At 70.3% G+C, this 24,181-nt stretch carries 22 protein-coding genes and 3 pseudogenes; 13 read left to right on the top strand and 12 right to left on the bottom strand.

Annotation, left to right across the window (positions count from 1 at the left end; all coding sequences use genetic code 11):
* Positions 1 to 495 precede the first annotated feature (495 nt).
* The 5 genes and pseudogenes from AB5J87_RS36645 to AB5J87_RS36665 all read left to right on the top strand — a co-directional run.
* Positions 496 to 678 carry a hypothetical protein gene (locus AB5J87_RS36645; RefSeq protein WP_369383078.1) on the top strand — a complete coding sequence of 61 codons (183 nt, stop codon included), beginning with the start codon at positions 496 to 498 and terminating at the stop codon, positions 676 to 678.
* Positions 679 to 683: 5 nt separating this feature from the next.
* Positions 684 to 875, top strand: a complete 192-nt coding sequence (locus AB5J87_RS36650) for a hypothetical protein (RefSeq protein WP_369383079.1) — start codon at positions 684 to 686, stop codon at positions 873 to 875.
* 84 nt (positions 876 to 959) lie between these two features.
* Complete coding sequence (locus AB5J87_RS36655) at positions 960 to 1,760, top strand: hypothetical protein (RefSeq protein ID WP_369383080.1); 801 nt, start codon at positions 960 to 962, stop codon at positions 1,758 to 1,760.
* A gap of 228 nt (positions 1,761 to 1,988) precedes the next feature.
* Positions 1,989 to 3,194 (top strand): hypothetical protein, encoded by a 1,206-nt coding sequence (locus AB5J87_RS36660; RefSeq protein ID WP_369383081.1) that lies wholly within the window; start codon positions 1,989 to 1,991, stop codon positions 3,192 to 3,194.
* A 362-nt stretch (positions 3,195 to 3,556) separates the two neighbouring features.
* A pseudogene (locus AB5J87_RS36665) lies at positions 3,557 to 3,661 on the top strand (alpha/beta hydrolase); the annotation flags it as partial.
* 241 nt (positions 3,662 to 3,902) lie between these two features.
* Here AB5J87_RS36665 and AB5J87_RS36670 read toward each other — a convergent pair.
* The 3 genes from AB5J87_RS36670 to AB5J87_RS36680 all read right to left on the bottom strand — a co-directional run bounded on the left by AB5J87_RS36670 (position 3,903) and on the right by AB5J87_RS36680 (position 6,306).
* Positions 3,903 to 5,123: a metallophosphoesterase gene (locus AB5J87_RS36670; protein ID WP_369383082.1), complete on the bottom strand. Its 1,221-nt coding sequence runs from the start codon at positions 5,121 to 5,123 to the stop codon at positions 3,903 to 3,905.
* A 373-nt stretch (positions 5,124 to 5,496) separates the two neighbouring features.
* Positions 5,497 to 5,694 (bottom strand): hypothetical protein, encoded by a 198-nt coding sequence (locus AB5J87_RS36675; RefSeq protein ID WP_369383083.1) that lies wholly within the window; start codon positions 5,692 to 5,694, stop codon positions 5,497 to 5,499.
* 90 nt (positions 5,695 to 5,784) lie between these two features.
* Positions 5,785 to 6,306, bottom strand: a complete 522-nt coding sequence (locus AB5J87_RS36680) for a hypothetical protein (RefSeq protein WP_369383084.1) — start codon at positions 6,304 to 6,306, stop codon at positions 5,785 to 5,787.
* Between the two features lie 481 nt (positions 6,307 to 6,787).
* Here AB5J87_RS36680 and AB5J87_RS36685 point away from each other — a divergent pair, with 481 nt between their 5' ends.
* The gene (locus tag AB5J87_RS36685; RefSeq protein ID WP_369383085.1) at positions 6,788 to 7,522 is read left to right on the top strand and encodes a MerR family transcriptional regulator; all 735 of its coding nucleotides are present in this window, start codon (positions 6,788 to 6,790) and stop codon (positions 7,520 to 7,522) included.
* Positions 7,519 to 8,358 (top strand): hypothetical protein, encoded by an 840-nt coding sequence (locus AB5J87_RS36690; RefSeq protein ID WP_369383086.1) that lies wholly within the window; start codon positions 7,519 to 7,521, stop codon positions 8,356 to 8,358. Before AB5J87_RS36685 ends, AB5J87_RS36690 begins: the two co-directional genes overlap by 4 nt.
* Positions 8,359 to 8,611: 253 nt before the next feature.
* Here the strand turns inward: AB5J87_RS36690 and xylA are convergent, their stop codons facing one another.
* Positions 8,612 to 9,784, bottom strand: coding sequence for a xylose isomerase (gene xylA / locus AB5J87_RS36695; RefSeq protein WP_369383087.1), 1,173 nt, complete (start codon positions 9,782 to 9,784; stop codon positions 8,612 to 8,614).
* 94 nt (positions 9,785 to 9,878) lie between these two features.
* Here xylA and xylB point away from each other — a divergent pair, with 94 nt between their 5' ends.
* The 4 genes and pseudogenes from xylB (at position 9,879) to AB5J87_RS36715 (ending at position 13,845) form a co-directional block, all read left to right on the top strand.
* Positions 9,879 to 11,300 carry a xylulokinase gene (xylB, locus tag AB5J87_RS36700; protein ID WP_369383088.1) on the top strand — a complete coding sequence of 474 codons (1,422 nt, stop codon included), beginning with the start codon at positions 9,879 to 9,881 and terminating at the stop codon, positions 11,298 to 11,300.
* A 51-nt stretch (positions 11,301 to 11,351) separates the two neighbouring features.
* Positions 11,352 to 12,548 (top strand): ROK family protein, encoded by a 1,197-nt coding sequence (locus tag AB5J87_RS36705; RefSeq protein WP_369383089.1) that lies wholly within the window; start codon positions 11,352 to 11,354, stop codon positions 12,546 to 12,548.
* Positions 12,549 to 12,621: 73 nt separating this feature from the next.
* Positions 12,622 to 12,789 (top strand): annotated as a pseudogene (locus AB5J87_RS36710) (DUF2267 domain-containing protein); the annotation flags it as partial.
* Positions 12,790 to 13,097: 308 nt separating this feature from the next.
* Positions 13,098 to 13,845: pseudogene (locus AB5J87_RS36715) on the top strand (cyclopropane-fatty-acyl-phospholipid synthase family protein).
* Positions 13,846 to 14,235: 390 nt separating this feature from the next.
* On the opposite strand, the gene AB5J87_RS36720 reads toward AB5J87_RS36715, so the two are convergent.
* Entirely contained in the window at positions 14,236 to 14,997 is a 762-nt protein-coding gene (locus tag AB5J87_RS36720) for a metallophosphoesterase (RefSeq protein ID WP_369383090.1), read from the bottom strand.
* A 470-nt stretch (positions 14,998 to 15,467) separates the two neighbouring features.
* Positions 15,468 to 15,848, bottom strand: coding sequence for a hypothetical protein (locus AB5J87_RS36725; protein ID WP_369383091.1), 381 nt, complete (start codon positions 15,846 to 15,848; stop codon positions 15,468 to 15,470).
* A 363-nt stretch (positions 15,849 to 16,211) separates the two neighbouring features.
* Between AB5J87_RS36725 and AB5J87_RS36730 the strand changes: the two genes are divergently transcribed.
* Positions 16,212 to 17,120, top strand: coding sequence for an aminoglycoside phosphotransferase family protein (locus tag AB5J87_RS36730; RefSeq protein WP_369383092.1), 909 nt, complete (start codon positions 16,212 to 16,214; stop codon positions 17,118 to 17,120).
* A gap of 330 nt (positions 17,121 to 17,450) precedes the next feature.
* Here AB5J87_RS36730 and AB5J87_RS36735 read toward each other — a convergent pair whose 3' ends face one another.
* The 3 genes from AB5J87_RS36735 to AB5J87_RS36745 all read right to left on the bottom strand — a co-directional run bounded on the left by AB5J87_RS36735 (position 17,451) and on the right by AB5J87_RS36745 (position 19,777).
* On the bottom strand, positions 17,451 to 18,431 hold the full coding sequence (locus AB5J87_RS36735; RefSeq protein WP_369383093.1) for an alpha/beta fold hydrolase: 981 nt from the start codon (positions 18,429 to 18,431) through the stop codon (positions 17,451 to 17,453).
* Positions 18,432 to 18,631: 200 nt separating this feature from the next.
* On the bottom strand, positions 18,632 to 18,802 hold the full coding sequence (locus AB5J87_RS36740; protein ID WP_369383094.1) for a hypothetical protein: 171 nt from the start codon (positions 18,800 to 18,802) through the stop codon (positions 18,632 to 18,634).
* A 579-nt stretch (positions 18,803 to 19,381) separates the two neighbouring features.
* Entirely contained in the window at positions 19,382 to 19,777 is a 396-nt protein-coding gene (locus AB5J87_RS36745) for a cupin domain-containing protein (protein ID WP_369383095.1), read from the bottom strand.
* A 53-nt stretch (positions 19,778 to 19,830) separates the two neighbouring features.
* Between AB5J87_RS36745 and AB5J87_RS36750 the strand changes: the two genes are divergently transcribed.
* Positions 19,831 to 20,823, top strand: a complete 993-nt coding sequence (locus AB5J87_RS36750; protein ID WP_369383096.1) for a GlxA family transcriptional regulator — start codon at positions 19,831 to 19,833, stop codon at positions 20,821 to 20,823.
* Positions 20,824 to 21,291: 468 nt separating this feature from the next.
* Here the strand turns inward: AB5J87_RS36750 and AB5J87_RS36755 are convergent, their stop codons facing one another.
* The 3 genes from AB5J87_RS36755 to AB5J87_RS36765 all read right to left on the bottom strand — a co-directional run bounded on the left by AB5J87_RS36755 (position 21,292) and on the right by AB5J87_RS36765 (position 24,123).
* Positions 21,292 to 22,818 (bottom strand): alpha/beta hydrolase, encoded by a 1,527-nt coding sequence (locus tag AB5J87_RS36755; RefSeq protein WP_369383097.1) that lies wholly within the window; start codon positions 22,816 to 22,818, stop codon positions 21,292 to 21,294.
* Positions 22,819 to 22,823: 5 nt separating this feature from the next.
* Positions 22,824 to 22,982 (bottom strand): hypothetical protein, encoded by a 159-nt coding sequence (locus tag AB5J87_RS36760; protein WP_369383098.1) that lies wholly within the window; start codon positions 22,980 to 22,982, stop codon positions 22,824 to 22,826.
* Between the two features lie 262 nt (positions 22,983 to 23,244).
* Positions 23,245 to 24,123: an alpha/beta fold hydrolase gene (locus tag AB5J87_RS36765; RefSeq protein ID WP_369383099.1), complete on the bottom strand. Its 879-nt coding sequence runs from the start codon at positions 24,121 to 24,123 to the stop codon at positions 23,245 to 23,247.
* Positions 24,124 to 24,181 lie beyond the last annotated feature (58 nt).

Below are 24,181 nucleotides of genomic sequence, written 5' to 3' on the forward strand. Positions count from 1 at the left end.
GGCGGCGTGGGCCGCCTGGCCGGGGAACAGGTAAACGTCTACAGGCGTGTAGACGCAGCCCGATTGGCTGGCTAAGGTATCCCGCAGCTAACCGTGCGGCGCCCGATCTCGCGCGGTTCCTCCCTGTTTCTCCCGTCGGCACGTGCCCGTGACCGCGCGCTGCCCGCTCCCCGATCGATGTAAGGACGTTGACCTTGCCCCGACTTGGGCGGCCGTTCCTGGCTCCGTCGACAACGGCCCCATCGCCTCTCGCACTGGCGGGTGGTGGCATCTCGCAGGATGACGAGCGCGCCGACGGCACACCCGCAGCAGGCGGCCCCCGCTCTCTGGCCGGTCGGTCGACCACCGTCCGCAGCGGGCGGCGCGAGCGGATCCTCAAGGCCCTGACCACGGCATTCGGAAAGCGTGCCGGGCTCACGGTGGGGCTGCGCCCGGGCGACGAGGCGGAGCTGGCCCCTCAGATTCTGCGGGGAGGGCTCAGCCTCACCGGCCGACGTGTTCTGCGCCGAGAACCCTCCGGCACGGACCCTCCTGGAAGAGGAGGGCCTGCACGCACTCGTCGTACCCGGCAGCCTCAAGTCCGTTACAGCAGAGGACAGTTCGCCCCGGGCCGACCAGGCGGGGGTGTCCGCCCAGCAGCTGGTCGCCGGGTCCCAGCGCGACGCGTCTCCCGACTGACCTGCGTGCTGGGCAAGGCCGAACCCACCCCGCTCGCCCCCATCGCAACCGTCGCGCCCGTCGCCGACCTCGGAGACGGCAGGCCGCACTGCAACTTCTCCGCCTGCACCCACACGGCACGGTCCCCGGGTGAGGCAGACGTCGAGGTCGGCAGCCTCGCCCACCCTGTCCACGACCCGACCGTGCCCCTGCTCTGAGCGGCTTTCGAGGAAGCGGCTCCGCATCGCCGATATCGCAGCGCGGCCTCCCGGCCGCGCGACGCAGAAAGGAGTGCCGCCGTCTTGGGCGTCACGACAACCCCTGGGGCGCACCGCCGCGCCCATGACCGGGCCGTTCGGCCCGCGGTCAGCAAGGTCCCCGAGGTGACCGCGGTGTTCTGGATCGTCAAGATCCTCACCACCGGCATGGGCGAGACCACCTCCGACTACCTCGCCCGCGCCCTCGGGCCCGTCCCGGCGGTCGCCGCGGCCGGTCTGCTGCTGGTCGCCGCCCTGATAGCGCAGGCGCGCACACGCCGCTGCGTCCCAGCCGTGTACTGGTCCGCGGTGGTCATGGTCAGCGTCTTCGGGACCATGGCCGCCGACGTCGCACACGTCGCCCTCGGCGTGCCCTACACCGTGTCCGCTGTCGTGTTCGCCCTGGCCCTGGCCCTGGTCTTCGCGGCCTGGCGGCGGTCCGAGGGCACCCTCGCGGTGCAGACGGTGGCCGGCGGTCGCCGCGAGGTCTTCTACTGGAGCGTGGTCATGGCCACCTTCGCCCTCGGCACGGCCGCCGGCGACCTCACCGCCGCGACCCTGGGCTGGGGATACCTGGCCTCCGGGCTGCTGTTCGCCGCCTTGATCGCCCTGCCCGCGCTGGCTCACCGGCTGTTCGCCCTCCCGCCCGTGCTCGGCTTCTGGTGGGCCTACGTGCTCACCCGGCCGCTCGGCGCCTCCTTCGCGGACTGGGCCGGTGTCGGCGCCGGGCGCGGCGGCCTCGGGCTGGGCACCGGGCCGGTCAGTCTGGTCCTCGCCGTGCTGATCGCCGCCGTGGTCCTGTGGCTGAGTGCCGCCGACCGCCGCGCGGCACCGTCCCTGTCCTGACGCCCCGGCCCTGTCGCCGTACTCGACCGCCTGCACCACCGAGTACGGCGACAGAGGCGTTGCTCCCGTCATGCCCGGTGAGGCAGTCAGGATGCGTTCAGGTTTCCCATGGCACCGTCGGGCCGCATGACCTACGAAACGTCGGAGAGTCCCACGGCTCCAGGGGCAGGGGCCCCTCCAGGAGACCAGCCGCGAGTCGGCGAGGGCGTTCGCACACCCTCCGGACAGATGTGGAACAAGGTTCCCGAGGTCACGATCTGGTTCTGGATCATCAAGATCCTGTGCACCACGGTCGGTGAGAGCTTCGCCGACTGGATCAACATGAACCTCGGTGTCGGCCTGGGCAACACCGCTTTGATCTTCACCGGCGCTCTGGCAGCCGTCCTGGCCTGGCAACTCAGGGCCGAACGCTATGTCCCGTTCGTGTACTGGCTCACCGTCGTCGTGGTGAGTGTGACCGGCACCCTCTACACCGACATCCTCACCGACAGCCAGGGAGTGCCCCTCGCCCTGAGCAGCAGCGTCTTCGCCGGCGCGCTCGCCGTGGTCTTCGGCATCTGGTACGTGCGCGAGCGGACCCTGTCGGTCCACAGCATCACCACCCGGCCCCGGGAACTGTTCTACTGGCTCGCGGTCCTGGTCACCTTCGCGCTCGGCACGGCCACCGGGGACTGGACCCTGGAGCTGACCGGCTGGACCGCGGGCGTCTCCGTGCTCCTGCCGCTCGGCCTGATCGCCGCGATCACCGTCGGCTGGCGCCTCGGTGCCAACGCCGTGCTCTCCTTCTGGCTGGCCTACATCCTCACGCGCCCGCTCGGTGCCAACCTCGGTGACTGGTTCGGATCGCCCAGCGGAGACGGTGGCCTGGGCCTGGGCACCGCACTGACTAGCGCGGTCTTCCTGGCCGCCATCCTCGCCACGGTCGTGTACCTCACGCTCAGCCGGAGCGATGTCATCGAGGACCAGGGCCTGACGATGACGCCACGGACGCTGAGCCCGGCCCGCGAGCGGGGCATGCTCGCCTACTACGCCGCCGTAGCGGTGGCAGCCGTGGTGCTTCTCGTCTGGGCACACCACCGGCCGCACGCCGCCGCGGCCGGAGAGGAGGACACCCCTGCGCCGGTGAGCAGCCACTTGAGCTCGCAGGAGGCGACAGCGCCGTTCCCTCCGGCCGAGATCGCGAAGTTCCGCACCATCACGGCCGACACCCTGGCGAAGGTCAACTCCGGTGATCAGCAGGCCGCGACCAGCCGCGTGAGCGACCTGGAGACCGCGTGGGACGACGACCAGTCCGCTCTTGAGCCCAAGAGCGAGAAGGCATGGGGCTTCCTCGACGGCGAAATCGACCAGGTACTCAAGGCAGTGCGGGCCCCGCACCCCGACAAGGCAGCCGAAGCCGACGCCCTCAACACGCTCCTCACCTCGCTGGGCTGAACGCCCGAGAGGAAAGACCGCCCGCGTCTCCCTTGAGTGTGCGGATGCCGTGGCTGAGGCTGTCGTGTGGGGCGTGGACGGTGAGCCGGGTGCGGGCGGCGTGTTCGGGGGAGGTCAGGTCGTACCAGCGGTGGGGCTGGTAGACGTTCATGGGGCCGGCGAGCAGGCGGCCCTCGGGGTCGGTGCCGTAGCCGGTGATGGGGGCGTGTACCAGAGTTACGTCACCGCCCGGGCCGCTGCCCGCGGGAGGCCCCGAGAGCTGAGAGTCGGGCGAACCAGGTTCTCGGGATGGTCGGTGTGCTCGAAGACGTGCGGAACTTGTCGAGGCCGAACGGGTGCAGGACTGCTCGGCATCCCCGCGGATGAACCGCTACCGGAGTAGGGACCGGGACTGGGAAGACCTCGCCGACTTCTACGGCGCCCCGATCGCACAGCCGTCCCTGTTCATCGGCGGCAGCCAGAACGCCTACATGGCTCACCGCCGCGTCGACGCGTACCTCCTGGGACCGTGCCGGTTCGCAGGCCGGTCTCTGGGACGTTGGTAGGTCCGCCGGCCTCAACCGGGGTGGCGATCGTCAGGCAAATTCCGCTCCATCGGATCGTGTTCACTCGTCTGCGGGTCCGCCACGATCTCCGTCGTGTGAGTGGCTCGGAGCTGTCGAGGGGCAGTGAGTCCAGGCGCAACCGCCGACCCGCCCGGCGTTGCCGCTACGGCGAGGGGAGTCTCTGCGGCGAGCGGAGTACGAGCAGGGTGATCTCGCTGGGGGCGAAGACGCGGAACGGCGGTCCCCAGAAGCCGGTGCCCCGGCTGGTGTAGAGGAGGGTGCGGGTGCCGTGGCGGCTGAGGCCGGCGACGGCGGGCTGGTCGAGGCGGACCAGGTGGTGGAAGGGCCAGATCTGGCCGCCGTGGGTGTGGCCGGAGAGTTGGAGGTCGACGCCGACGGCCGCCGCCCGGTCGACGAACTTGGGCTGGTGGGCCAGGAGCAGGACGGGGTGGTCGGGGTCGGTGCCGTGCAGGGCTCCGGCGAGGTGGGCGCGGTGGCCGGTGAGGCCGGAGGAGTGGGCGGTGACGTCGTCCACGCCGGCGACCACGAGGGTGTCGCCACCGCGTTCAAGCAGCAGGTGGCGGTTGCGCAGCGGCTCCCAGCCCAGCTCGTCCATCAGGTCGACCCAGCCCTGGGCCTCGCTGTAGTACTCGTGGTTGCCCGTGACGTAGACGCGGGCCCGGCTGGCCCGCACGGTGGCGAGTGGCGCGGCCTGGGCGCGCCGTCGTTCTGCGGTGCCGTCCGCGATGTCTCCGGTGTGGCAGACGAGGTCGGCCTGCAGGGTGTTGACCGTCTCGCAGACCCGTGCCGACCAGCGGGCGCGGTCGAGCGGGCCGTAGTGCGTGTCGGTGATCAGGGCGACGCGTGTGCCGTCCAACCCGGCTCCCAGACGGGGGAGTTGTACGTCGAGGCGGCGTACCCGGGGGACCCGGCGAGCCTCGACGTACCCCCAGACGAGCAGTACGGCGGCCGTGCCGAGACTGGCCCAGGAGACGATCCGGGCCCGGTCCTGGCCGTCGCCGACGCCGGTCACGGTCAGGGCGAGCCGCAGCAGGACGCCGAGCAGAACGGACCAGGTGAACAGGACCCAGATGGTGCCCAGCAGGGTGTCCCCGACGATCGCCGCCCCGTCCTTCTGCCGTCGGCCGTGGCCGCGCACCATCGCGAGCGGCATACCGACGAGGCCAAGGACGAACAGGGTGGTACCGGCCGACGTGACAGGGAGCGGCCAGTGCTGACCGGCGTACAGCAGCAGCCAGCAGGGCACGGTCCACAGCAGGACGGGGGCGACCAGGGGGAGGTAGCGCATCAGGCGGCGCAGTCGGCTCCGCTGAGCCCCGTGGGCCGCGCTGTCGGCGGAACGGGTTTCGCTGGTATCGGCCACGTTTTCCCTCCTCGATCAACCAGGCTGCCGTCGCGCGCACTGTAGCCGGTCGTCTTGGGCCGGGGGAGCGGGGTGCTCATGACGGGCAGCCGATGTGGTGAAGACCCCTGGCGGTGCCGCGCCCCAGCTCCCGGTCTGATGCCCGCCGACGTGACTGCCTCCTGCTTGAGCCGGTGCACCTCGTGGTTGCCCGTCGTCTCGGTTCTGCCCTTGGCGACGTACTCGCCGTTCGCTGTGTCGCGGACGGCCAGGTTCACGGCCGCCCATCCGTCCCGCAGTTCCTCGAAGGTCAGCCGCCGGTGCACCACGGGACGTCCGGTGACCTCGGTGATGATCGCGGCGGCGTCGGCGTCGCTCAGCGTCTGCGGCTCGGTCAGTATCCGGTCGGTGTCGGTGTCGGTGTCGGTTCGCCGGTGACTCTACGCACGGCGACAGCGGCGATGTCCGCCGCGTCGACGAACCCGATACGACCGTATCCGGAAGCCGTCAGAATGGCGCTGGCCTCACGGCTGCCGCGCGTATGGGCCGTGGCGCCGGTGAAGTTCTGCGTGAACCCGGAGGGCTGCAGCACCGCCCACTCCTTGGGCAGGGCTGAACTCTTCCCCTCGCCCCGGCCGAGCGGCGATGCAGCGGTGGACGTATTGCGCCACCGGGGGCGAGCTCAGTTGTTGCAGCGGACCACCAGGTCGTCAAGGCGTACGGCCCTGGGTGTGCCGTCGGAGCCGAGGATCGCCTCGACAAAGGCGTTGTTCTGCTGCTCGGCGATCCACGTGACCTGCACCGTCTGATAGTTGCCGTTGGCCACGAGCCAGGGCGCGTTGCTGGCGAGCTTGGTGCCCTGGGGGTTCCAGACCCTGAGTTCGAACTGGAGGTCTTGGACGGGCTTGACGTAGATCTCAGCCGTGCACACCGTTCTCGGCCAGATGTTCGCCCCGAAGGATGCCCAAGTGCCCTCACGGGCCCAGCCCCGGGTGGTGGACAGCCAGCCGTTGACCCGGCCGGATCGGGCAGTTCCTGCGTTGGTCTCGAATGCGGCCATGCCGTCACCGCCCGTCAGGCGGTCCCATCGGTCGATGTCGTAGCCTTCGAAGCCGTTGGTGGTCACCTTCTCCTCGGCGTGTGCTGTCGGCGACACCGTCAGGGCTGCCAGGGACACCAGGGCGAGGACTGCCCATCTGCCCATACCGCGGGTGTATGTCCGCATCGCTGTCTCCAAAGATCGCCACGGTGGATGTTCGGTCCAGGCTTGCGCATGCTCTGCGACACTGGCAATGCACCACTGGGAGGATGGCTGTATCAGGTTGTCCGTGCTCGGCGGTGATGCCGAGGTGCGTAGTGACCGTGTCGAGGATGGGCGAGGCGGCCCACAGGGAATGCCTCAGCGGCTGACTTCGGCGCAGTTGCTCGGCCGCGTACCGCGGTGACGGCTTCGTAGATGACCCATTGCAGCTCGGGTGTGCCGTCGCTGCGGACCCAGGTTTTCGTCGCAGCCTCGGCGCAGGCGAGCCTGCGGGCGATCAAAACGCGGGCCCGCAACTCGCCCATCAGGTCTGCCTTGTTGTCGGGCGGGTGGGAGGCTGGAGCGGACACGCGTGAATCGTCGTGTGCCCGACGGCGCTTTCGACGCTTGACCTTGACGTAACGGCAGGGTTTCTACTGGCGTCATGCGAATCGGAGAGGTCGCCGCGCTCGTGGGGCTCACCACCCGGGCGATCCGGCACTACCACCATGTCGGCCTGCTTCCGGAACCGGAGCGGCGCCCCAACGGCTACCGGAACTACAGCGTTCGCGACGCGGTCCTGCTCACCCGGATGCGCCGCCTCACCGAACTCGGCCTCAGCCTCGATGAAGTGCGCGACGCCCTCGCCGAGGATGCCGGACGCGAACTGACCGAGATCCTGGAAGAACTCGACGCCGACCTGGCCCGCCAGGAAGCCGACGTCAGGGAGCGCCGTCGTCGGCTCGGCGCCCTGCTCGCAGAGCCGCCGGGCGCAACCGGGCCCGTCTCACCCGCCCTCGCCGCGCTGCTGACACAAGCTCCCCAGACGGACTCGCCGAGCGCGGCCAAGGACCGCGAGTACCTCACGCTGCTGGACGCCACCCGTACCGGCAGCCAGGAGATGCTCGCGCTGCTCGGGACGCTGGCCGGCGATCCCGCGGTTGCCGACCTCTACGAGCGTCTCGACGCCCTCGCCGAAGCCCCCGCCGACGATCCGCGCATCGCACCCCTGGCAGCCGACCTGATGGCAGCGGTCCCCGAGGAGCTGTTCGCCGCACTGCCCGAGGGCGGGGTTGTCGTGAGCGGGTTCAGGGAGGCGCTGCTCGCCGAGTACAGCCCCGCGCAGGCGCAAGTCGTCAGCCGTCTCATCGACGCGTTCCGGCAAAGGGGCCGGGGATGAGCGACCGGCCAGCAAGCGTACGCGCGGCACGGGGAGCGGTAGCCGCCGTGCTGGCGGGGGAATTGGCCCTGGTGGCCTGCCTGCTGGTCGGGGTCCGGCTGCCCGGGTGGGCGCTGGCGGGCGCCGAAGCGCTGGCGGGCGCGGTGTTGCTGCTGGATGCCTGGGTGCTGCGCTCGCTGTACGCTGCCGTGCGCGCCCGTGGCGCGGACCGCCGCGCGGCGGGGCGGGTTGCCCTACATGAGGCGGTGCCGGTGACGGTCCGCCGCCTGATCCTCCACGAGCTGCGCGCCCTCGCCTCCCTGGGGCGGTGGGCCCTGCGCCGCACGCACGGCGTGGGCCCGGGTGACCTCGCTGCCGCGTACACCGGGCCCCAGACCACGATGATGTACGGGCTGCTCTTCGTGATGGTGATCGAGACGGTGGGCCTCGCCTACCTCATCCCCTGGCAGGCAGTCCACCGGCTGATCCTCGTATTCGACCTCTACGGCGTCGTCCTCGTGCTGGCCCTGCACGCCGCCTGCGTCACCCGACCGCACGTCGTGAGCCCCGACGGCTCGCTGCGGATCCGCTACGGAGCCCTCTTCGACCTCGCCGTACCGCCGGACGCGGTCGCCTCGGTCCGGGTCGACCGGCGCTACCCCGAGGGCCGCCTGATCACCCTCTCCGAGGACGGGGTCCTCGACCTGATCGTGGGCAGCCAGACCTCGGTGACCCTGGAGCTGAACCGGCCGCTCCCCTTCACCCGCCCGCTCGGCGCAACACAAGAGGCCCACACCATCCGCTTCCACGCCGACGACCCGCGCACACTGGTCACCGCACTCCACCAGCCCGCCTGAGCACACGGGCTGGTCCTCAGCCGCGACGTGGTGCCCGGCAAGGCGTTCCCATGACTTTGTCTGCCGACGATGCGGCGCGGTGAAGGGTCTCCCGCTTGGCGGCTTGGCCGACGTGGCCCACCACATCGATGAGCTGACCGGGCTGCGGTCGGCAGGAGGAGGAGTTCTGTGGGTGTCCCGGTGGCGGGCGCTGGGGCAGGTGGGCGCGCGGATCCGGGAGGTGCCGGTCGTGCGTCCCACCTCGCGGGTGCGGTCAGCGGGCGCCGAGGAGGTGTTCGAGGGCCAGCTGGTCCAGTTGCTCGAAGGCCATGCCGCGGCGGGCGGCGGCCTCGACGTCGAACTCCTCGAAGGCCGACCGGTCCGTGAGCAGCCCGGTCAGGCCGTCCGGGGCGGTGGGGAGGCCGAGTTCGGGCAGCCGGGAGGCATCGAGCGCGTTCTTGACCGCGGGGTCGGCGCGGAAGGCGCGGGAACGCTCGGCCAGCAGCAGATAGTTGCGCATGCAGCCGGCCGCGGAGGCCCACACGCCGTCGAAGTCCTCGGTGCGCGGCGGCTTGAAGTCGAAGTGCCGCGGGCCGTCGTAGCCGGCCGACTCCAGCAGGTCGACCAGCCAGAACGCCTGGCGGAGGTCGCCCGCGCCGAAGCGCAGGTCCTGGTCGTACTTGATGCCGGACTGGCCGTTGAGGTCGATGTGGAACAGCTTGCCGTGCCACAGGGCCTGGGCGATGCCGTGCGGGAAGTTGAGCCCGGCCATCTGCTCGTGTCCGACCTCCGGGTTGACGCCGACCCGGTCGGGCCGCTCCAGTGCGTTGATGAAGGCCAGGGCGTGGCCGACGGTGGGCAGCAGGATGTCGCCGCGCGGCTCGTTGGGCTTGGGCTCGATGGCGAAGCGCAGGTCGTAGCCCTGCTGCTCGACGTACTCGCCCAGGATGTCGAAGGCTTCCTTGAGGCGGTCGAGCGCGCTGCGCACGTCCTTGGCGGCGCCGGACTCGGCGCCCTCGCGGCCGCCCCAGGCGACGTACACGGAGGCTCCGAGCTCCACGGCCAGGTCGATGTTGCGGATCGTCTTGCGCAGCGCGTAGCGCCGCACGTCGCGGTCGTTGGCGGTGAAGGCGCCGTCCTTGAAGACCGGGTGGGTGAAGAGGTTGGTGGTCGCCATCGGGACCTTGAGACCGGCGGTGTCCAGCGCGGTGCGGAAGCGCTTGACGGCCTGCTCGCGCCCGGCCTCGCTGGTGCCGTAGGGGATCAGGTCGTCGTCGTGGAAGGTGACGCCGTAGGCGCCGAGTTCGGCCAGTCGCTGGACGGTCTCGACCGGGTCGAGGGCGGCGCGGGTCGCGTCGCCGAAGGGGTCGCGCCCCTGCCAGCCGACGGTCCACAGGCCGAAGGTGAACTTGTGCGCGGGGCGGGGAGCGAGCGGGTCGCTGGACATGGAGCGGCTCCGGATCCGTGCCGAGATAGTTTGTAATGGCGCACAACAAATTAGTATGCCGAAGCGTCAGAAGGAACCCCCACCGGAGGAACGCATGGCTGAACAACGTGTCGTGATCGGCATCGACAGTTCGACGCAGTCCACCAAGGCCCTCGCCGTCGACATCGACACGGGCGCCGTCGTGGGCCAGGGCAGCGCCCCGCACACCGTCAGCGGGGGCGGCGCCCGCGAGAGCGACCCCGAGCAGTGGTGGGACGCGCTGGGTGCGGCCGTAGCGCGCACCGGCTGGGCGGACCGCACAGCCGCCGTCTCGATCGCGGCTCAGCAGCACGGCCTGGTCACCCTTGGCGCGGACGGCCGGCCGGTCCGCCCGGCGCTGCTCTGGAACGACGTCCGATCCGCGCCCCAGGCGGCCGAGTTGAGGGCCGCGATCGGCACCGCGGAGCTCGCCCGCCGCACCGGGAGCGTCCCGACCGCCGCCTTCACCGCCGCCAAGTGGGCCTGGCTGCGCGCCCACGAACCCGCCGCCGCGGACCGGGCCGCCGCGGTCCGGCTGCCCCACGACTTCCTGACGGAGCGGCTGACCGGCCAGGCGGTCACCGACCGCGGCGACGCCTCCGGAACCGGCTGGTGGGGAGGCGACGGCTACGACGAGGACATCCTCGCCCGCATCGGCCTGGACCCGGCACTGCTGCCGCGAGTCCTCGCGCCCGGCGCGCGGGCGGGCACGGTCCGTGCCGGGCTGCCGCTGCGCCAGGGGGTGCCGGTCGCCACCGGCACGGGCGACAACATGGCCGCCGCTCTCGGCCTCGGCCTGCTGCCCGGCCGGCCGGTGCTCAGCCTCGGCACCTCCGGAACCGTGTACGCCGTCGGCCGGTCCCGGCCCGCCGACCCGGGCGGCACCGTCGCCGGGTTCGCCGACGCCCTCGGCGGCTGGCTGCCGCTGGCCTGCACGCTCAACTGCACCCTCGCCGTCGATCGCTTCGCCGCCCTCCTGGGGCGCGGCCGTGACGACGTCGAGGACGGCGGCACCGCCGTAGTCCTGCCCTACCTGGACGGCGAGCGCACCCCCAACCTCCCGGCCGCCTCCGGCCTGGTCCACGGGCTGCGCCACGACACCACCCCGGGACAACTGCTCCAGGCCGCCTACGACGGCGCCGCCCATGCCCTGCTCGCCGCCCTGGACGAGGTGCTGCGCGCGGCAGGCGCGGACCCGGCGGGTGAGGAACCGCTGCTGCTGATCGGCGGCGGCGCTCGCGGACCGGCCTGGCAGCAGACCGTCCTACGCCTGTCCGGCCGGGCGGTCCAGGTGCCCCGCGCCAAGGAACTCGTCGCGCTCGGCGCGGCCGCCCAGGCCGCCGCGCTGCTCACCGGTGAGTCCGCCGACGCCGTGGCACGCCGCTGGCGGACGGCCGAAGGGCCGGTCCTGGAGGCGGTACAGAAGGACGACGACGCGCTCGAACGGATCGGGGATACGCTGCGTCGGGCCAGGGCCTTGCAAGGCGCCCCGGCCTGAGACCGGTCGAAGGGGCAACGTGTGGCGGTGGCGGGCAGGACGGACAGGGGCGTGGAGAACGGGCCGGCATCGCAACAGGACGTGCGGCGGCAGAACCTCGCACTCGTCCTCGGCACGGTCCGCGCGCACAGCCCGCTCTCCCGCGCGGACGTCGCCGCACGCGTCGGACTGACCAGACCGGCCGTCTCCTCCCTGGTCGACGAACTCATCGAACGCGGCGCGCTGACCGAGGCACCGGCCACCGCCAGCGGACGGGTGGGCCGCCCCGGACGGGCGCTGGCCCTCAACGACCACGGCCCCGCGGGCCTCGGCCTGGAGATCGGCGCCACCCACCTCGGCGCGTGCGTCGTGGACCTGCGGGGCGAGCCGCGCCTGTGGCGCAGGGTCGAACAGGTAAACGCGGACCGCCCGGCCGGGCAGGTCCTCGCGGAGGCAGCCGCACTGTCCGCCGAGGTCGAGACCGAGGCCACCGCCCTGGGCCTGTACGTCAAGGGGCGTATCCTCGCCGTGCCCGGAGTGGTGCCGAACGCACCCGGCGGACTCGTCGAGCGCGTACCCAACCTCGGCTGGCACGGCGTCCGCCTCGCCGACCACTGGCCCGACCCGGACACCCTGCCCGAACCGGAGAACGAGGCCAACCTCGGGGCGCTGGCCGAGTACTGGAACGCCGGACAACCCGCGGAGACCGTCGTACACGTCTCCGCGGAGACCGGCATCGGCGCCGCCCTCATCATCGACGGCCGCCTCTTCCGGGGAGCCCGCGGCTTCGCCGGAGAACTCGGCCACATCCCCGTCCAGCCGGACGGCCCCGGCTGCGCCTGCGGCGCCCGCGGCTGCCTGGAACAGTTCGCGGGGAAGGCAGCCGTGCTGCGGCAGGCCGGCCTCGCCCAGCACGACCTCGCCCAGGCCGGTGACCCGGTGGCCCTGCTGGCCGAGCGGGCAGGCGCCGGGCACGCGCCCACCCTGCGAGCCCTGGACCACGCGGGACGCGCTCTGGGCCTCGCCCTCGCGTCCGCCGTCGAACTCATCGACCCCGACAGCCTCGTCCTCGGCGGCGCCTACACCGAACTCGCCGACTGGCTCCTGCCCTCCGTACGCGCCGAACTGGCCGCCCGCGTCACCGTGCGGCCCTGGACCCCGCAGGCACTGCGCCCCTCGGCACTGGGCCGTCGCGGCCCCCTGCTGGGCGCGGCGCAGACGACGGTCCGCCGGATCATGGCGGACCCCACCCTGCTCCCCGCCGACTGACCCCGGGCCCGCCCCGCGCGCCCAGTCGTACCCGGCCACGGCCATCGCCTGTCCGCCCCGGGGTGGCGACCCGAGGGCGGCCGCAGCCTGGATCGAGGGCGCCACCAAGCAGACCGCGACCTGGGACGTCAGCGCCGTACTGTCCACCGCTGCCGACACCGCCGACGACCTCCTGGGGGACATCCTGCTCCAGCTCCCCGCCTACTGGGACCTCCTGTTCGGCCGCCCCCAGCCCACCTGACCCACCCCCGGGTGCCCCACACGGCCCCACGACTTCGCGAAAGGCATGCACCGCAGTGATCACCGACGTGCGCGTACCGCTTCAGCACCAGCCTCTTGCGGCCGAGCTGTTCATGACGGAGCCCTGTTGGTGAACCTCTCCGCGGACATCTCGCGGCCCGACCGGCCGGAACGGCACTGCCGGTATGCTCTCGCACCTTCACCGTGACGGGCCGGTGCCGGTCGGCGCTGCGGGACAGGCGAGGGCCGGGAGCAGCCGAGGGAAATTCGCGTGCCCCGGACGGCTTCGTACGGGCAGGATGCTTCGGCATGGAACGCTCCCTGATCAGTACCCTCGCCCACGTCGACCATCCCATCGCGGCGCCGCTGTCCGACGATTCCGTGCGTACGTTGCTCGACCGGGCGCTGCCCCGGGGGGGAGGAGCGGGTACTGGATCTGGGGTGTGCCGAGGCGGCCTGGCTGGTGCGTGCGCTGGCCGGGCGCCCCGGCCTGCGGGCGGACGGCGTCGACCTCAGCGAGTCCGCCCTCGCCAAGGGGCGCGCGGCGGCCGACGCGGCGGCCCTTGGCGACCGGCTGACGCTGCACACCGGAGACGCGACGGCGTTCGAGGCGCCACACCCGTACGACTTGGTGCTGTGCGTCGGTGCCACGCACGCGTTCGGCGGGCTGCTGCCGACCCTGGAAGCAGCGCGCAGCCATCTCGCGCCCGGCGGCAGTGTGCTGGTGGGCGACGATTTCTGGGAACGCGAGCCGGGGCCGCAGACGCTGGCCGCCGGGTTCGAGGCGGACGAGTACACCGACCTCGCCACGACCGTCGAGCGGGTATCAGCGGCAGGATGGACGCCGGTGTACGGGCATGTCAGCACGCTGGAGGAGTGGGACGCGTACGAGTGGTCATGGACCGGCTCGCTCTCGCGCTGGGCACTCGACCACCCCGAACACCCCGACGCGGCCGAGGTGTTGGAGATCGCCCGCACCCATCGGGATGAGTGGCTGCGCGGGTACCGGGGAACCCTCGGGTTCGTGACGTTGCAGCTCAGGGCGACGGCGTCCTAGCCCCGTACGTGGTCACCGATTGAGGTCTGCGGCCGGAGGGTTCGTGTGACTTCGATGCCGAGGAGTTCGTAGGGCGGACTGGGAAGCCGTCGGTGATCTGCACCGTCGGCGGGGTCGGTGACGTTCCCGGTCCGCCCATTGAGCTCGCCGCGGTGGCGGATGGGCACCCGGCCGGTCTGCCGCCGGTCCGGGGTGGTCGTGTCTGTCATGGCGTCGGGGCCTGTCAAATGGCCGGCATCCACGTCAGGTCACCTTTGCGTCACGCAACGTCTCACTGTCGGAAGCGGGGCCTCACGGGCCTCACGGGCCTCACGTGCCTGGGCCTGGCAGGCGTCTCTGATCGTACAGCCGGTGTCCGGCTGCCCGCTGTGGTGGATGGGGAGCAGGGTGTCACGGGCTGTGGTCGCGCCCTTCCCGTGGGGCGAAGGCTGTGAGGGCGTCGGTGTCGCTCGCGCGGGCGTGCAGGAAGTAGTCGGCCCATTCGGTGATTTCGGGGTAGGACGAGTCCTGGCTGAGCTGGGTGGCTGCGGCTTGGAGGTCGAAGTGCGTGGTGCGGAGTTCGACGCCCGGGCCCAGGAGGGCCCAGTGTGCTCCGGTTCGTCCGTAGGGCATGCCGATGCTGCCGGGGTTGATCACGAGTCGGCCGTGGGCGAGGCGGACGAACGGCATGTGGGTGTGGCCGCAGACCACGGTGCGGATGTCGGCATCGAGTCCGTTGAAGACTTCCTTCCAGCGGTCGAGGCGGGAGTCGACCAGGACGACCTCCTCGTCGTCGCGAGGGGTGGCATGACAGAACAGCACCTTTCCCAGCCCGTTCACGGACAGGGAAAGTGAACGGGGAAGGGAGCCGAGCAGGTCGAGGTGGTCCTCGCGGAGCTGTTCGGCTGCCCAGGGGGCGATCGGATCGGGGATCGTGTCGCGTTGCCCCCGGCGGTATTCGAGGAGTTCCCGGTCGGCGTTGCCGCTGATCCAGATGACGCGCTCGCCGAGGCTGGTCAGCAGGTCGAGGACCTGGGCCGGTTGCGGACCGGCGGTGATGTCGCCGGTCAGCACGATGTGATCGGCAGTGCTGACGTCGGGTTCGGCGAGTACTGCCTCCAGGGCTGGCAGGACTCCGTGGATGTCGGACAGGACGGCTACTCGTTTCAGCATGGTCACCACTGTGGGGTGAAGACCGCCGAGCGGTGCACTCGTTCGCCCGGCGCGTAGTTTGAGGGGCCAATCGAGGCGTGTCGTCACCGGGCGCGTAGCTCTCCCACGGGCTCCGGCTTCGTTGGCGATGCGCGTCGTGCTCTTGTCGTGGTAGCCGAGTGCCATGGGGAACTACGGGCGCCGGGGCCCAAGGACGAGCTGGCGAATGGCTCAGGTACGGCCTTCCTCGACTGGGACGACCAGTTCCCGCAGTGCGTCGCGCAGAGCACACCGCCGGTTGCGGCAGCCCCTGGTTCGCAGTCCCAGCAGAAAGCTCGTGATGGACTGCTTCGCGCCAGCCCACGTATGTCCACCACGAGCACACTCTGCGGGGAGGGGGCCAAGTGTCTGATGCGGCACGCAACCCGACCAGGCCCCAAGACCGTTCTCTCATGTTCGGCCATGTGAACACCGTGCGGCCGAGAGTCCCCTCACCCTGTGAACGCGATGACCAGCGCATCCGACTCTGGCGCGATGTAGTCGTATGTCGGGAAGTCGACGTGACCATGATGGTTGGCATCCGCTTCGGAGGCGAAGCCTTCGATCCTGTCGGCCAGGAGGTTGAGAGCTTCCCGCCCTCCCTCGATCATGAGGGTGCTGCCCTCCGTGACGATCGAAGCGGTATTGCGCTCCGGATGTTCCCGGAACGCGATTTCGGACAGCGCCCTCTCGTAGGGAAAGGGGTGCCGGTTCTCCGAGAGGTGGACGTTTCCCGCTTTCCCGCGCAGTAGCTGCCCGAGAGCCAACAGCCCTCGGCGTGTCCCGGAGAGCTCAAGCTCGTCGGTTTTCCCGCTGTGCAGAACCTGCAACATCACATCCCCCTTGTCCTGCCGATCTTACCGATCACCGATTCGCACCGTCTTGTCATATGGCCGGCATTGGTCAGAGTCACGGCTTCCCGGCAGACCTCCGACACGGTCTGCCCCCCATCGAGCTGTCGGCTTCAAGTGTCGGGCGTGCCCGCTCGCCATGGCCCCTGGGGGCAGCAGGAGACGTCAGAGTTCCCCACGCTGATGTCACCCAGGGGCGGGGCGGTGCTTGCGGACTCTGCCGCCGAGTGTCCTGTCGCGCTGATGCTCCCACTCGGTCCCACCTGACATGGCGGATCGCCCGCTGAGCGGCGACCGCTTTGAAAATGAGTGGCGGCGTCGAAGCCTGGGCAGAAGGCTCTTCGCGTGACACTTCATGTGAACGAGATCCGTGTGGATGAGGCGGTCGTCCGGTCGCTGCTGCGGGAGCAGCGGCCCGAGTGGGCCGCCCTTCCCCTCTCACCGGCCGGTGAGGGCACCGACAACAGGATGTACCGGCTCGGCGACCAGCTGCTCTTGCGGTTGCCGCGCACCCCGGACAACGCGAAGGCCGTACGCAAGGAGCAGACGTGGCTGCCGCGGCTGGCGCCACGCCTCCCCTGTCAGATCCCGGAGCCGGTGTACGCGGGCAGCCCGGGTTCCGTGTTTCCGCTCGCCTGGTCGGTGTACCGCTGGATCGACGGCGTCGAAGCCAGCCCTGGATCAGTCACCGATTGGCCCGCCTTCGGGACTGATCTGGCGGCGATCGTGCGTAGCCTGCACTCCGCCCCTCTCATGGGAGCCACTCGCCAGGGTGAGCTCAGCTGGTACCGCGGAGGTGGCCTGCAAGCCTGTGACCGGTGGATCAGCGAGTGCTTCGACAACTGCCGCATGATCGAGGGCCTCGACCTCGACGTCGCGCACCTGCGACACCTGTGGCAGGCCGCGCTCGCCTTGCCTGAGCCATCCGGTCGCCAGGTATGGCTCCATGGGGATCTCAAACCCAGCAACCTCCTGGTGCGGCAGGGCAAGCTGCACGCGGTCATCGACTTCGGCGCCCTCTCCGTCGGCTTTCCCGACGCTGAACACTCGCCTCTGTGGGACCTTCCCCCTGGGGCCCGACAGGCGTACTGGAACGCCATGGGCCTCGACGACGAGACCTGGCTGCGTGCCCGGGCGTGGGCCATCGCCGTCGGAGTCAGCGGAGTGTCGTACTACTGGTCCGCCTATCCCGCCTTCGTCGACGAATGCCTCTCGCGTCTGCGCGCGATACTGGAGGTTGCAGGCGAGCGGTGAACTCGTCCCGGGTAAAACCTTCCGCTGATCTCTCCGGAGTCCTTCGGATTATCCACGCGGTAGAGGGGAATGGCGCCGTTGCCCAGCTGGGCGATCCCCAGGTTGACGGCGTCGTCGGTGAGGCTGCGGCCGTTGGGGAATCCTCCGGTGTTTGTACCGTCGTACGTCAGGTGGTCGGGGAGCGGAGCAGGCGTTCCGTGAGAGCGGTGGCCCGGCCCTCGGGGCGTTCGGGGTGCTCGAAGACGCGCGGGAACCTGCCGGGGCTGAACGGGTGCCGGGCTGCTTGGCTCTTCGCGGCTGCGGGGTAAGAGCCGTGTGCGGCAGGGGTGTTCACGAGGGCAGTGAGGCGAGCCAGCCGCTCAGGAGCCGGTTGACGTCGTCGGGGCGCTCCTGCTGGATCCAGTGGCCGCAGCCGTCGAGGAGATGTGAGGAGACCAGGCCGGGCAGGGTGGTGGGGTAGGCGTCGATGGCGTCGGCGAGCCATGTGGTGGCGGCGTCCCGGCTGCCGCCGACGAACAGGGACGGCTGCGTGATCGGGGCGCCGTCGAAGTCGGCGAGGTCCTCCCAGTCCCGGTCCATGTTCCGGTAGCGGTTCAGCGCCCCGATCAGACCGGTCCGCTCGAACTCCTCGGCGTATGCGTCGAGTTCGCCCTGGCCGAGCCAGGAGGGGTGTCGGTCCTTGGGGAAGCGGTCGCGCAGTGTGCCGCTCTTGCTGACGAAGTGGGGGTCCGGGGCGGTGGAAGCGGGCATGGTGTCGCCCGACATCGCCGCGTAGAACCCCGCGAGCCAGCCGCGCACATCGGGCTCGATCTCGGCCTCGGCCCGGCCGGGCTCCTGGAAGTAGGAGACGTAGAACTCCTCGTCCCCGCCCAGGCGCGCGAAGACTTCACTGGGCCGCGGGCCACCGCGCGGGGCGTAGGGCACGCTGAGCAACCCCACCGCCCGGAAGACGTCCGGCTGGAGCAGGGCCGAGTTCGCGGCGATGACCGAGCCCCAGTCGTGCCCGACGATCACCGCGGACTGCTCGCCCAGGGCGTGCACCACCGCGAGGTTGTCCGCCACCAGGTCGAGCATGCGGTACGCGGCCACACTGTCGGGGCGGGAGGAGCGGCCGTACCCGCGGACGTCGATGGCGACCGCGCGGTACCCGGCGGCGGCCAGCGCGGGCAACTGGTGGCGCCAGGAATACCAGGACTCCGGGAACCCGTGCACCAGCAACACCAGCGGTCCCGAACCCTGTTCCACCAGGTGGAGCCGGCCTGCTGGCGAGGTGACCAGACGATGCGTGCACTGCGTGGCCGACTTCGACATGAGTCCTCCAAGGTTGTTGATGGGCCGGTATCAGGGCCGGCGCCGGACGGTCGTACATCGGCGCGGATCGAGGATGCCGCACACACCACGACCGCGGCCAAGGCTGTTGCCGCTTCGGCAAATCCTGTGGCGCTCCCACCTGGCGGACGCCGCGGTCGGCCGCCTGGCACCGGACGCAATCCGTGCGGGTTGTGCATGGTTTACGCCGGGGCAGATTCCGGGCGCGTGCGGTCAATGCTGGGTGTCAGCTCGTTGAGTACGACGGGCGTCTCTTTGACGTGGGCGGGCAGATCCATGCGGCCAGACGAGGCGGTCCAGCGGTCGAAGGCGACTTTGAAGACCGAGTTCCTGCCTCGGCGGGCGAGGCTCACGCCCGGTTCCTTCACACCACGGCGCGGCTCGTCGGCGACGGCCGTGGAGAAGGATGCGAGCGTGGACAGCTCGCGTTCCCGGAGCGCGTTGTTTCCGGAGACGAAACCCTGGTGCTGCCGCGCGAAGGCGTGCCGCTTGCGAAACCGACGGCGACGGCCTCCAGGATCGTCGCCACGAGGCCATCGGGAGCACGGCCGTGGGAAGACCGGCAAGGGCGCCGCTGAAGAAGCTCTCCAGCGCCGGGGAATCCGCGAACAGAACCTCACGCTTGGCGGCGTAGTACCGGAAGAACCTACGCTCAGTGAGCCCTGCCCAGTCACCCCTGAGCTCGTCGCCGGGCAGGGCGAGGACTTCGAACGCCGCTGGCACACCCTCACCCCCCCACCCTCGCCCCGGACACGCCATAAAGCCACGGCCGGACGGAGGAGGAATCATGCGCCCCCTGCGCATCGCCCCCGACACCACGCTCACCGAGCTCGACCTGCCGCAGAGGGACGCGTTGTCCCCGATTCGGCGAGCGAGGCCGCCCCTGCGGCAGGCTGACGCCATGGGCGGCGGCGTGTCCGAAGCCTGTGGGCTCAGGTGTTGAGGGCATGTCCCGTTGTTGCATCGACGTGATCTGGGATCTCGTCGTGGCGATCGCCCACGGACAGTGTCCCGGTGGGCTCGAACAGGAGGATTGAGGCGCCGGACGGAGCGGACGGCTTGTGCTCTGTGCCTCGGGGTACGGTGAAGACCGCTCCCTGCGGGAGCAGGACCGTGCGCTCCCCGTCGGGCTCGCGCAGGGAGATGCGCAGCTCGCCGTCGAGTACCAGGAAGAACTCGTCGGTGTCGGCGTGTGCGTGCCAGATGTGGTCGCCCTGGACCTTGGCGATGCGGACCTCGTAGTCGTTGACGCGCGTGACGATGCGGGGGCTCCACAGGGCATCGAAGGAAGCCAGAGCCTTGCTGAGGGGGATGGGTTCGTTGCTCATGTGCTCCATCCTGAGCCGTTTCGCCGGACTGCCGTGAGTGCTAGGAATTGCACATGACGAAAGAATCCTCGCACGCGGTTCGCGCGGCGGCCGTACACCGTGTCGTCGTGATCGTGGACGAGAACTCGAACCCCTTCGAGCTCGGCTGCGCGACCGAGGTCTTCGGTCTGCGCAGACCGGAGATCGGCCGTGATCTCTACGACTTCAGGCTCTGTTCCCCCGAGCCCAGCACCCTGATGCGAGACGGGTTCTTCACGCTCACGGGAGTCGCCGGCCTGGAAGCGGCTGACGCGGCGGACACAGTGATCGTCCCCAACCGCCCGGACACCGAAGTGCCCCGCCGTCCCGCCGTACTCGATGCCGTCCGCCGGGCACACGCCCGCGGTGCGCGCCTGGTCGGCTTCTGCAGCGGCGCCTTCACACTGGCCGAGGCCGGAGTCCTCGACGGGCGCCGGGCCACCGCGCACTGGCAATGGGCGGATTCCTTCCGGGCCCGCTTTCCTTCTGTCCAGTTCGAAGCAGACGTGCTGTTCGTGGATGACGGGGACATTCTCACCGCAGCAGGCAGTGCGGCTGCGCTCGATCTTGGGCTGCATGTGGTCCGTCGCGACTACGGCGCGGAGATCGCCAACTCTGTGAGCCGACGGCTGGTCTTCGCGGCGCACCGGGACGGTGGGCAGAAGCAGTTCGTGGAGCGTCCCATGCCCGATCTGCCGGACGAGTCCTTGGCGCCTGTCCTGGCCTGGGCCCAGGAACGGCTGGATTCGCCACTCAGCGTGTCCGGTCTTGCGGCGCGTGCGGCGGTCAGTCCGGCGACGCTGCATCGCCGTTTCCAAGCACAACTGGGCACCACGCCGCTGGCGTGGCTGACGGGGGAACGGGTCGCTCTGGCGTGCCGGTTGATCGAGCGAGGTGAGTCCCGGGTCGAGGTGGTCGCGCGACGCAGCGGGCTTGGCACCGCTGCCAATCTGCGCACGCTGATGCGCCGCGAGACCGGCATCACACCGTCGGCATACAGGCGCCGGTTCGGGCCGGAGGCGAACTGACGGCGGCATTTCCCTGCCGACGAACCATGTGTGCCTCATCGTCTGCTGTCGTCGGGGCGAGCGGGCTCGTCAGCTCGGAGATCGCCTCGGGAGAGGGCTTGGACCGGCGCACCTGCCGTCCTGGTCAGCAAGTGCTCACCTCGCCAACCACAGCGCTCACCCGCCAACTCAAACGCTCAGTTGAGGCGTCGCCCACATATCCTCCACTCGAACGGACCGAGCGACCCCTCTCGCGCGAGATCGAGGTTCTTGCTCTGGAGCCATGCCGTGAAGGCGCGCGAGAGTGACCCGCAAGGTTCGGCGCAGGCAGCGCGGTGACCTGTTCCCAGCGAAGCTGGGCTCGGTCTTCGGCGAGGTCCGTGGCCGATCCCGCGCGCCCGCCGACGTGCCCAGCCGTGCCGTGGAGGGCTTCGAACACCATGTCATCACCTGCCCGGCACTACGTACACGGATCCGGATCGCCTTCGCTCACCGGGCATGGAGCGGCGCGGCGCCTCTCTCGCGTTGGACCGCTGCTGCCGTGGCGGCGCCGGGCGGGTCGACGGCCGCGCAATGACTGTCCGCTGCTGGGGCATTGCCCGTCGTCAGGTAGTTGTCGACCGCTGCGCGGACGCACGGGCTGCCGCTGCGGTCGTAGGAGGAATGGCCCCAGCCGTCGTAGGTCAGCAGCGTGGTGGTGTCCTTGGCCTGCTGATGGGCGTTGACCGTCCAGGCGTACGGCGTTGACGGGTCATAGAGCGCGTCGAGCATCAGGATCTGCGGCGCGTTGCGGATTTTCAGCGGGTGCTGAGGGTTGTTGACCGGATCGTGCACCCCGACGCACGCTGTGATGTCGGTGTGGCCGACTGTTCCGCCGCGCATGAGGGGAGCCAGCGCGCGCTCCCTGGCCTCCAGCGCCTGGTACTCGGCGAAGGTGCGGATCGGGAAGTTCCAGTCCGAACAGACCGCCGCCTGGTAGACACTGTTCCCCTCCGCGCCGGCCGTCGTCCGGGGCCGGGCGGAACCGCTCTTGGGCGGCTCATCCAGTCGACGCACATAGGTGGCCAGCGATGCGTACTCGACCGGTCGGTACAGGGAGTACGACACGGTGTTGATGACGTCCTGCGCTCGCAGGGGCGCGCCGGGATGGTCAGGATCAGTGAGTTCGCCGCGGTCAGCCTTGGCCAGCACGTCGTGCCACAGCTGGATGACGTCCCTGCCGTACAAGGCGCAAGAAGGGGTTCTGCCGCACCAGCGCACCCATTCGGTGAAGGTGGCCTCCACGGCGGCAGACTCGGTGCCGGCGTAGTCCCAGATGCCCAGGCTGTGGTCCATGTTGCTGTCCAGCACCATGGTGCGGATCTTGTCGCCGTAGCGTTCCGCGTACTGCTGGCCCATCAAGGTGCCGTAGGAAGCGGCGAAGTAGTTGATCTGCTGTTCGCCGAGCGCGCGCCGGATCCGGTCCATGTCCTGGGCCGTCGAAGCGGTGTCGACGTGCTCGGCGAGCGGTCCGGTGCGCCGGCGGCAGTCGTCGAGCAGGGTGCGGTTGTACGCTCCCAGGGCGTCGAACTCGGCCTGGTTGACCGGGAAGATCGACGCCGGGTGGTCCAGCAGTTCGGTGGAGCACATCACCGGCCGGCTGCGGGACACCCCGCGGGGATCCCAGCCGACCACATCGAAGCGGGCATAGATGTCGGGGCTGAACAGGTTCGTGCGCAGTGCGTAGTCCACCCCGGAACCGCCCGGTCCGCCGGGGTTGATCAGTAGGACCCCGATCCGCTTGACCGGATCCGTCGCCTTGCGGCGGGCCACCGCGAGATCGAACGTCCCCTCCGCGGGGTTCTCGTAGTCGACCGGCAGACGCAGGCTCCCGCATTCCACGGTCGCGTCCTCGGGGCAGGCCGACCACTGGACCGTCGTGGCCGGCGCGGCGGATGCGGCTGATGCGGGGAATCCGGCCAGCACACTGGCGAGCAGCAACGCGCTGGTGCATAAGACCCCGAAGGTGTGGGCCATCGATCTCAAAACCACTCCCGAATGGTGTGGAGCAGCAACTTCGAGCCTCGGCGCGGCGAAGTGGCGTCGGCTACCGGGCGACCGTAATGGGCTTTCTGCGACGTCACGACGTCGCGCGGCCCCGGCGCGCTGGGCATGAAGTTCTGCTCGGTGTTGTCGGTCATCAGCCGGTATGTCGACTGCCGAAGTTCAGCACGAACTAAGTTCGTGGGCAAGGACCTATTCCGTCATGGCGAACTGGCCATCCTCACGAGGTCAAGTGCGTGTGATACGTACGGGACCCAAATGGTTGCGCCGTTCGTTGCGCCCCGTGCAGGTCGGGCGGCACGGCCTGGGCACCGAGCGCAAGGCAGGAATGCCGCGCGTCCCAAGACCTGGCCCTCGCCGACCGACCGTGGTTCAGCCGACGAGGCGGGAGCGGGAGGCTCAGCGGGCCAGCAGGTCACGGATCGCGGCAGCGATCTCGTCGGGTGCCTCTTCGGCCATGAAATGCCCGGCGCGGGTCAGCCGGTGGTCCAGATCCGGCGCCCACGCCTTCCACACTCCGGCAGCGTCGAAGCCGAGCTGCGCGCCCCAGTCCTGCTGTATGACGGTGACGGGCATGGCCAGCTGCGACCCGGCTTCCAGGTCCGCCTGGTCATGCGTGACGTCGATGTCCGCCGAGGCCCGGTAGTCCGCGACGATCGACGTCACTGCCGCGGCGCTCGCGCGCAGGTATGCGGCACGCACATCTGCGGGCGCGGTGGTCGGATCGTTGGCCCAGGCGTCGAGGAACGAGCCGAAGAACGCGTCCGCACTGGCGGCGATCATCGCCTCCGGCAGGCCCGGCGGCTGCGCCATCAGATAGAGGTGGTAGCCGACCGCCGCCGAGGTGCCGTGCAGTACGTTCCACATGTCGAGCGTCGGCACGATGTCGAGGATGCCCAGGTGCGTGATGGTCTCCGGGTGGTCCAGCCCCGCGCGGAAGGCGACCAGGGCCCCGCGATCGTGGCCGACGAGGGCAAAGCGCTCGTGACCGAGCGACGCCGCCAGCGTGACGATGTCGGCGGCCATGGTGCGCTTGGCGTACACATCGGGGTCGGTGGCCGCCGGCTTGTCGCTGGCACCGTAGCCCCGCAGGTCGGGACAGATCACCGTGTGCCTGTCGGCGAGCCGCTCGGCGACATGTCGCCACATCAGGTGGGTCTGGGGAAAACCGTGCAGCAGCACCACCGGGCTGCCGCTGCCGCCGACGGCCGCGGCGAGCTCCACACCGTCCGCACCGGGCAGCCGAACCTGCTCGAAGCCGGGAATCGTGAGCGTCATACGGGACCACCTCTTCTGGTCGGGAACTTGACCGGATCAGCGTGGCCGAGAGCGATCA

This window comes from Streptomyces sp. cg36, assembly GCF_041080675.1.
Classification (GTDB): domain Bacteria; phylum Actinomycetota; class Actinomycetes; order Streptomycetales; family Streptomycetaceae; genus Streptomyces.

Coding starts and splice junctions, on each gene's coding strand:
- AB5J87_RS36755 (WP_369383097.1), bottom strand. CDS start 22,818: ATGGCCCACACCTTCGGGGTCTTATGCACCAGCGCGTTGCTGCTCGCC.
- AB5J87_RS36750 (WP_369383096.1), top strand. CDS start 19,831: ATGACGAAAGAATCCTCGCACGCGGTTCGCGCGGCGGCCGTACACCGT.
- xylA (WP_369383087.1), bottom strand. CDS start 9,784: ATGTCCAGCGACCCGCTCGCTCCCCGCCCCGCGCACAAGTTCACCTTC.
- AB5J87_RS36725 (WP_369383091.1), bottom strand. CDS start 15,848: ATGTTGCAGGTTCTGCACAGCGGGAAAACCGACGAGCTTGAGCTCTCC.
- AB5J87_RS36735 (WP_369383093.1), bottom strand. CDS start 18,431: ATGTCGAAGTCGGCCACGCAGTGCACGCATCGTCTGGTCACCTCGCCA.
- AB5J87_RS36680 (WP_369383084.1), bottom strand. CDS start 6,306: ATGGGCAGATGGGCAGTCCTCGCCCTGGTGTCCCTGGCAGCCCTGACG.
- AB5J87_RS36685 (WP_369383085.1), top strand. CDS start 6,788: ATGCGAATCGGAGAGGTCGCCGCGCTCGTGGGGCTCACCACCCGGGCG.
- xylB (WP_369383088.1), top strand. CDS start 9,879: ATGGCTGAACAACGTGTCGTGATCGGCATCGACAGTTCGACGCAGTCC.
- AB5J87_RS36660 (WP_369383081.1), top strand. CDS start 1,989: ATGTGGAACAAGGTTCCCGAGGTCACGATCTGGTTCTGGATCATCAAG.
- AB5J87_RS36745 (WP_369383095.1), bottom strand. CDS start 19,777: ATGAGCAACGAACCCATCCCCCTCAGCAAGGCTCTGGCTTCCTTCGAT.
- AB5J87_RS36760 (WP_369383098.1), bottom strand. CDS start 22,982: ATGACCGACAACACCGAGCAGAACTTCATGCCCAGCGCGCCGGGGCCG.
- AB5J87_RS36720 (WP_369383090.1), bottom strand. CDS start 14,997: ATGCTGAAACGAGTAGCCGTCCTGTCCGACATCCACGGAGTCCTGCCA.
- AB5J87_RS36765 (WP_369383099.1), bottom strand. CDS start 24,123: ATGACGCTCACGATTCCCGGCTTCGAGCAGGTTCGGCTGCCCGGTGCG.
- AB5J87_RS36690 (WP_369383086.1), top strand. CDS start 7,519: ATGAGCGACCGGCCAGCAAGCGTACGCGCGGCACGGGGAGCGGTAGCC.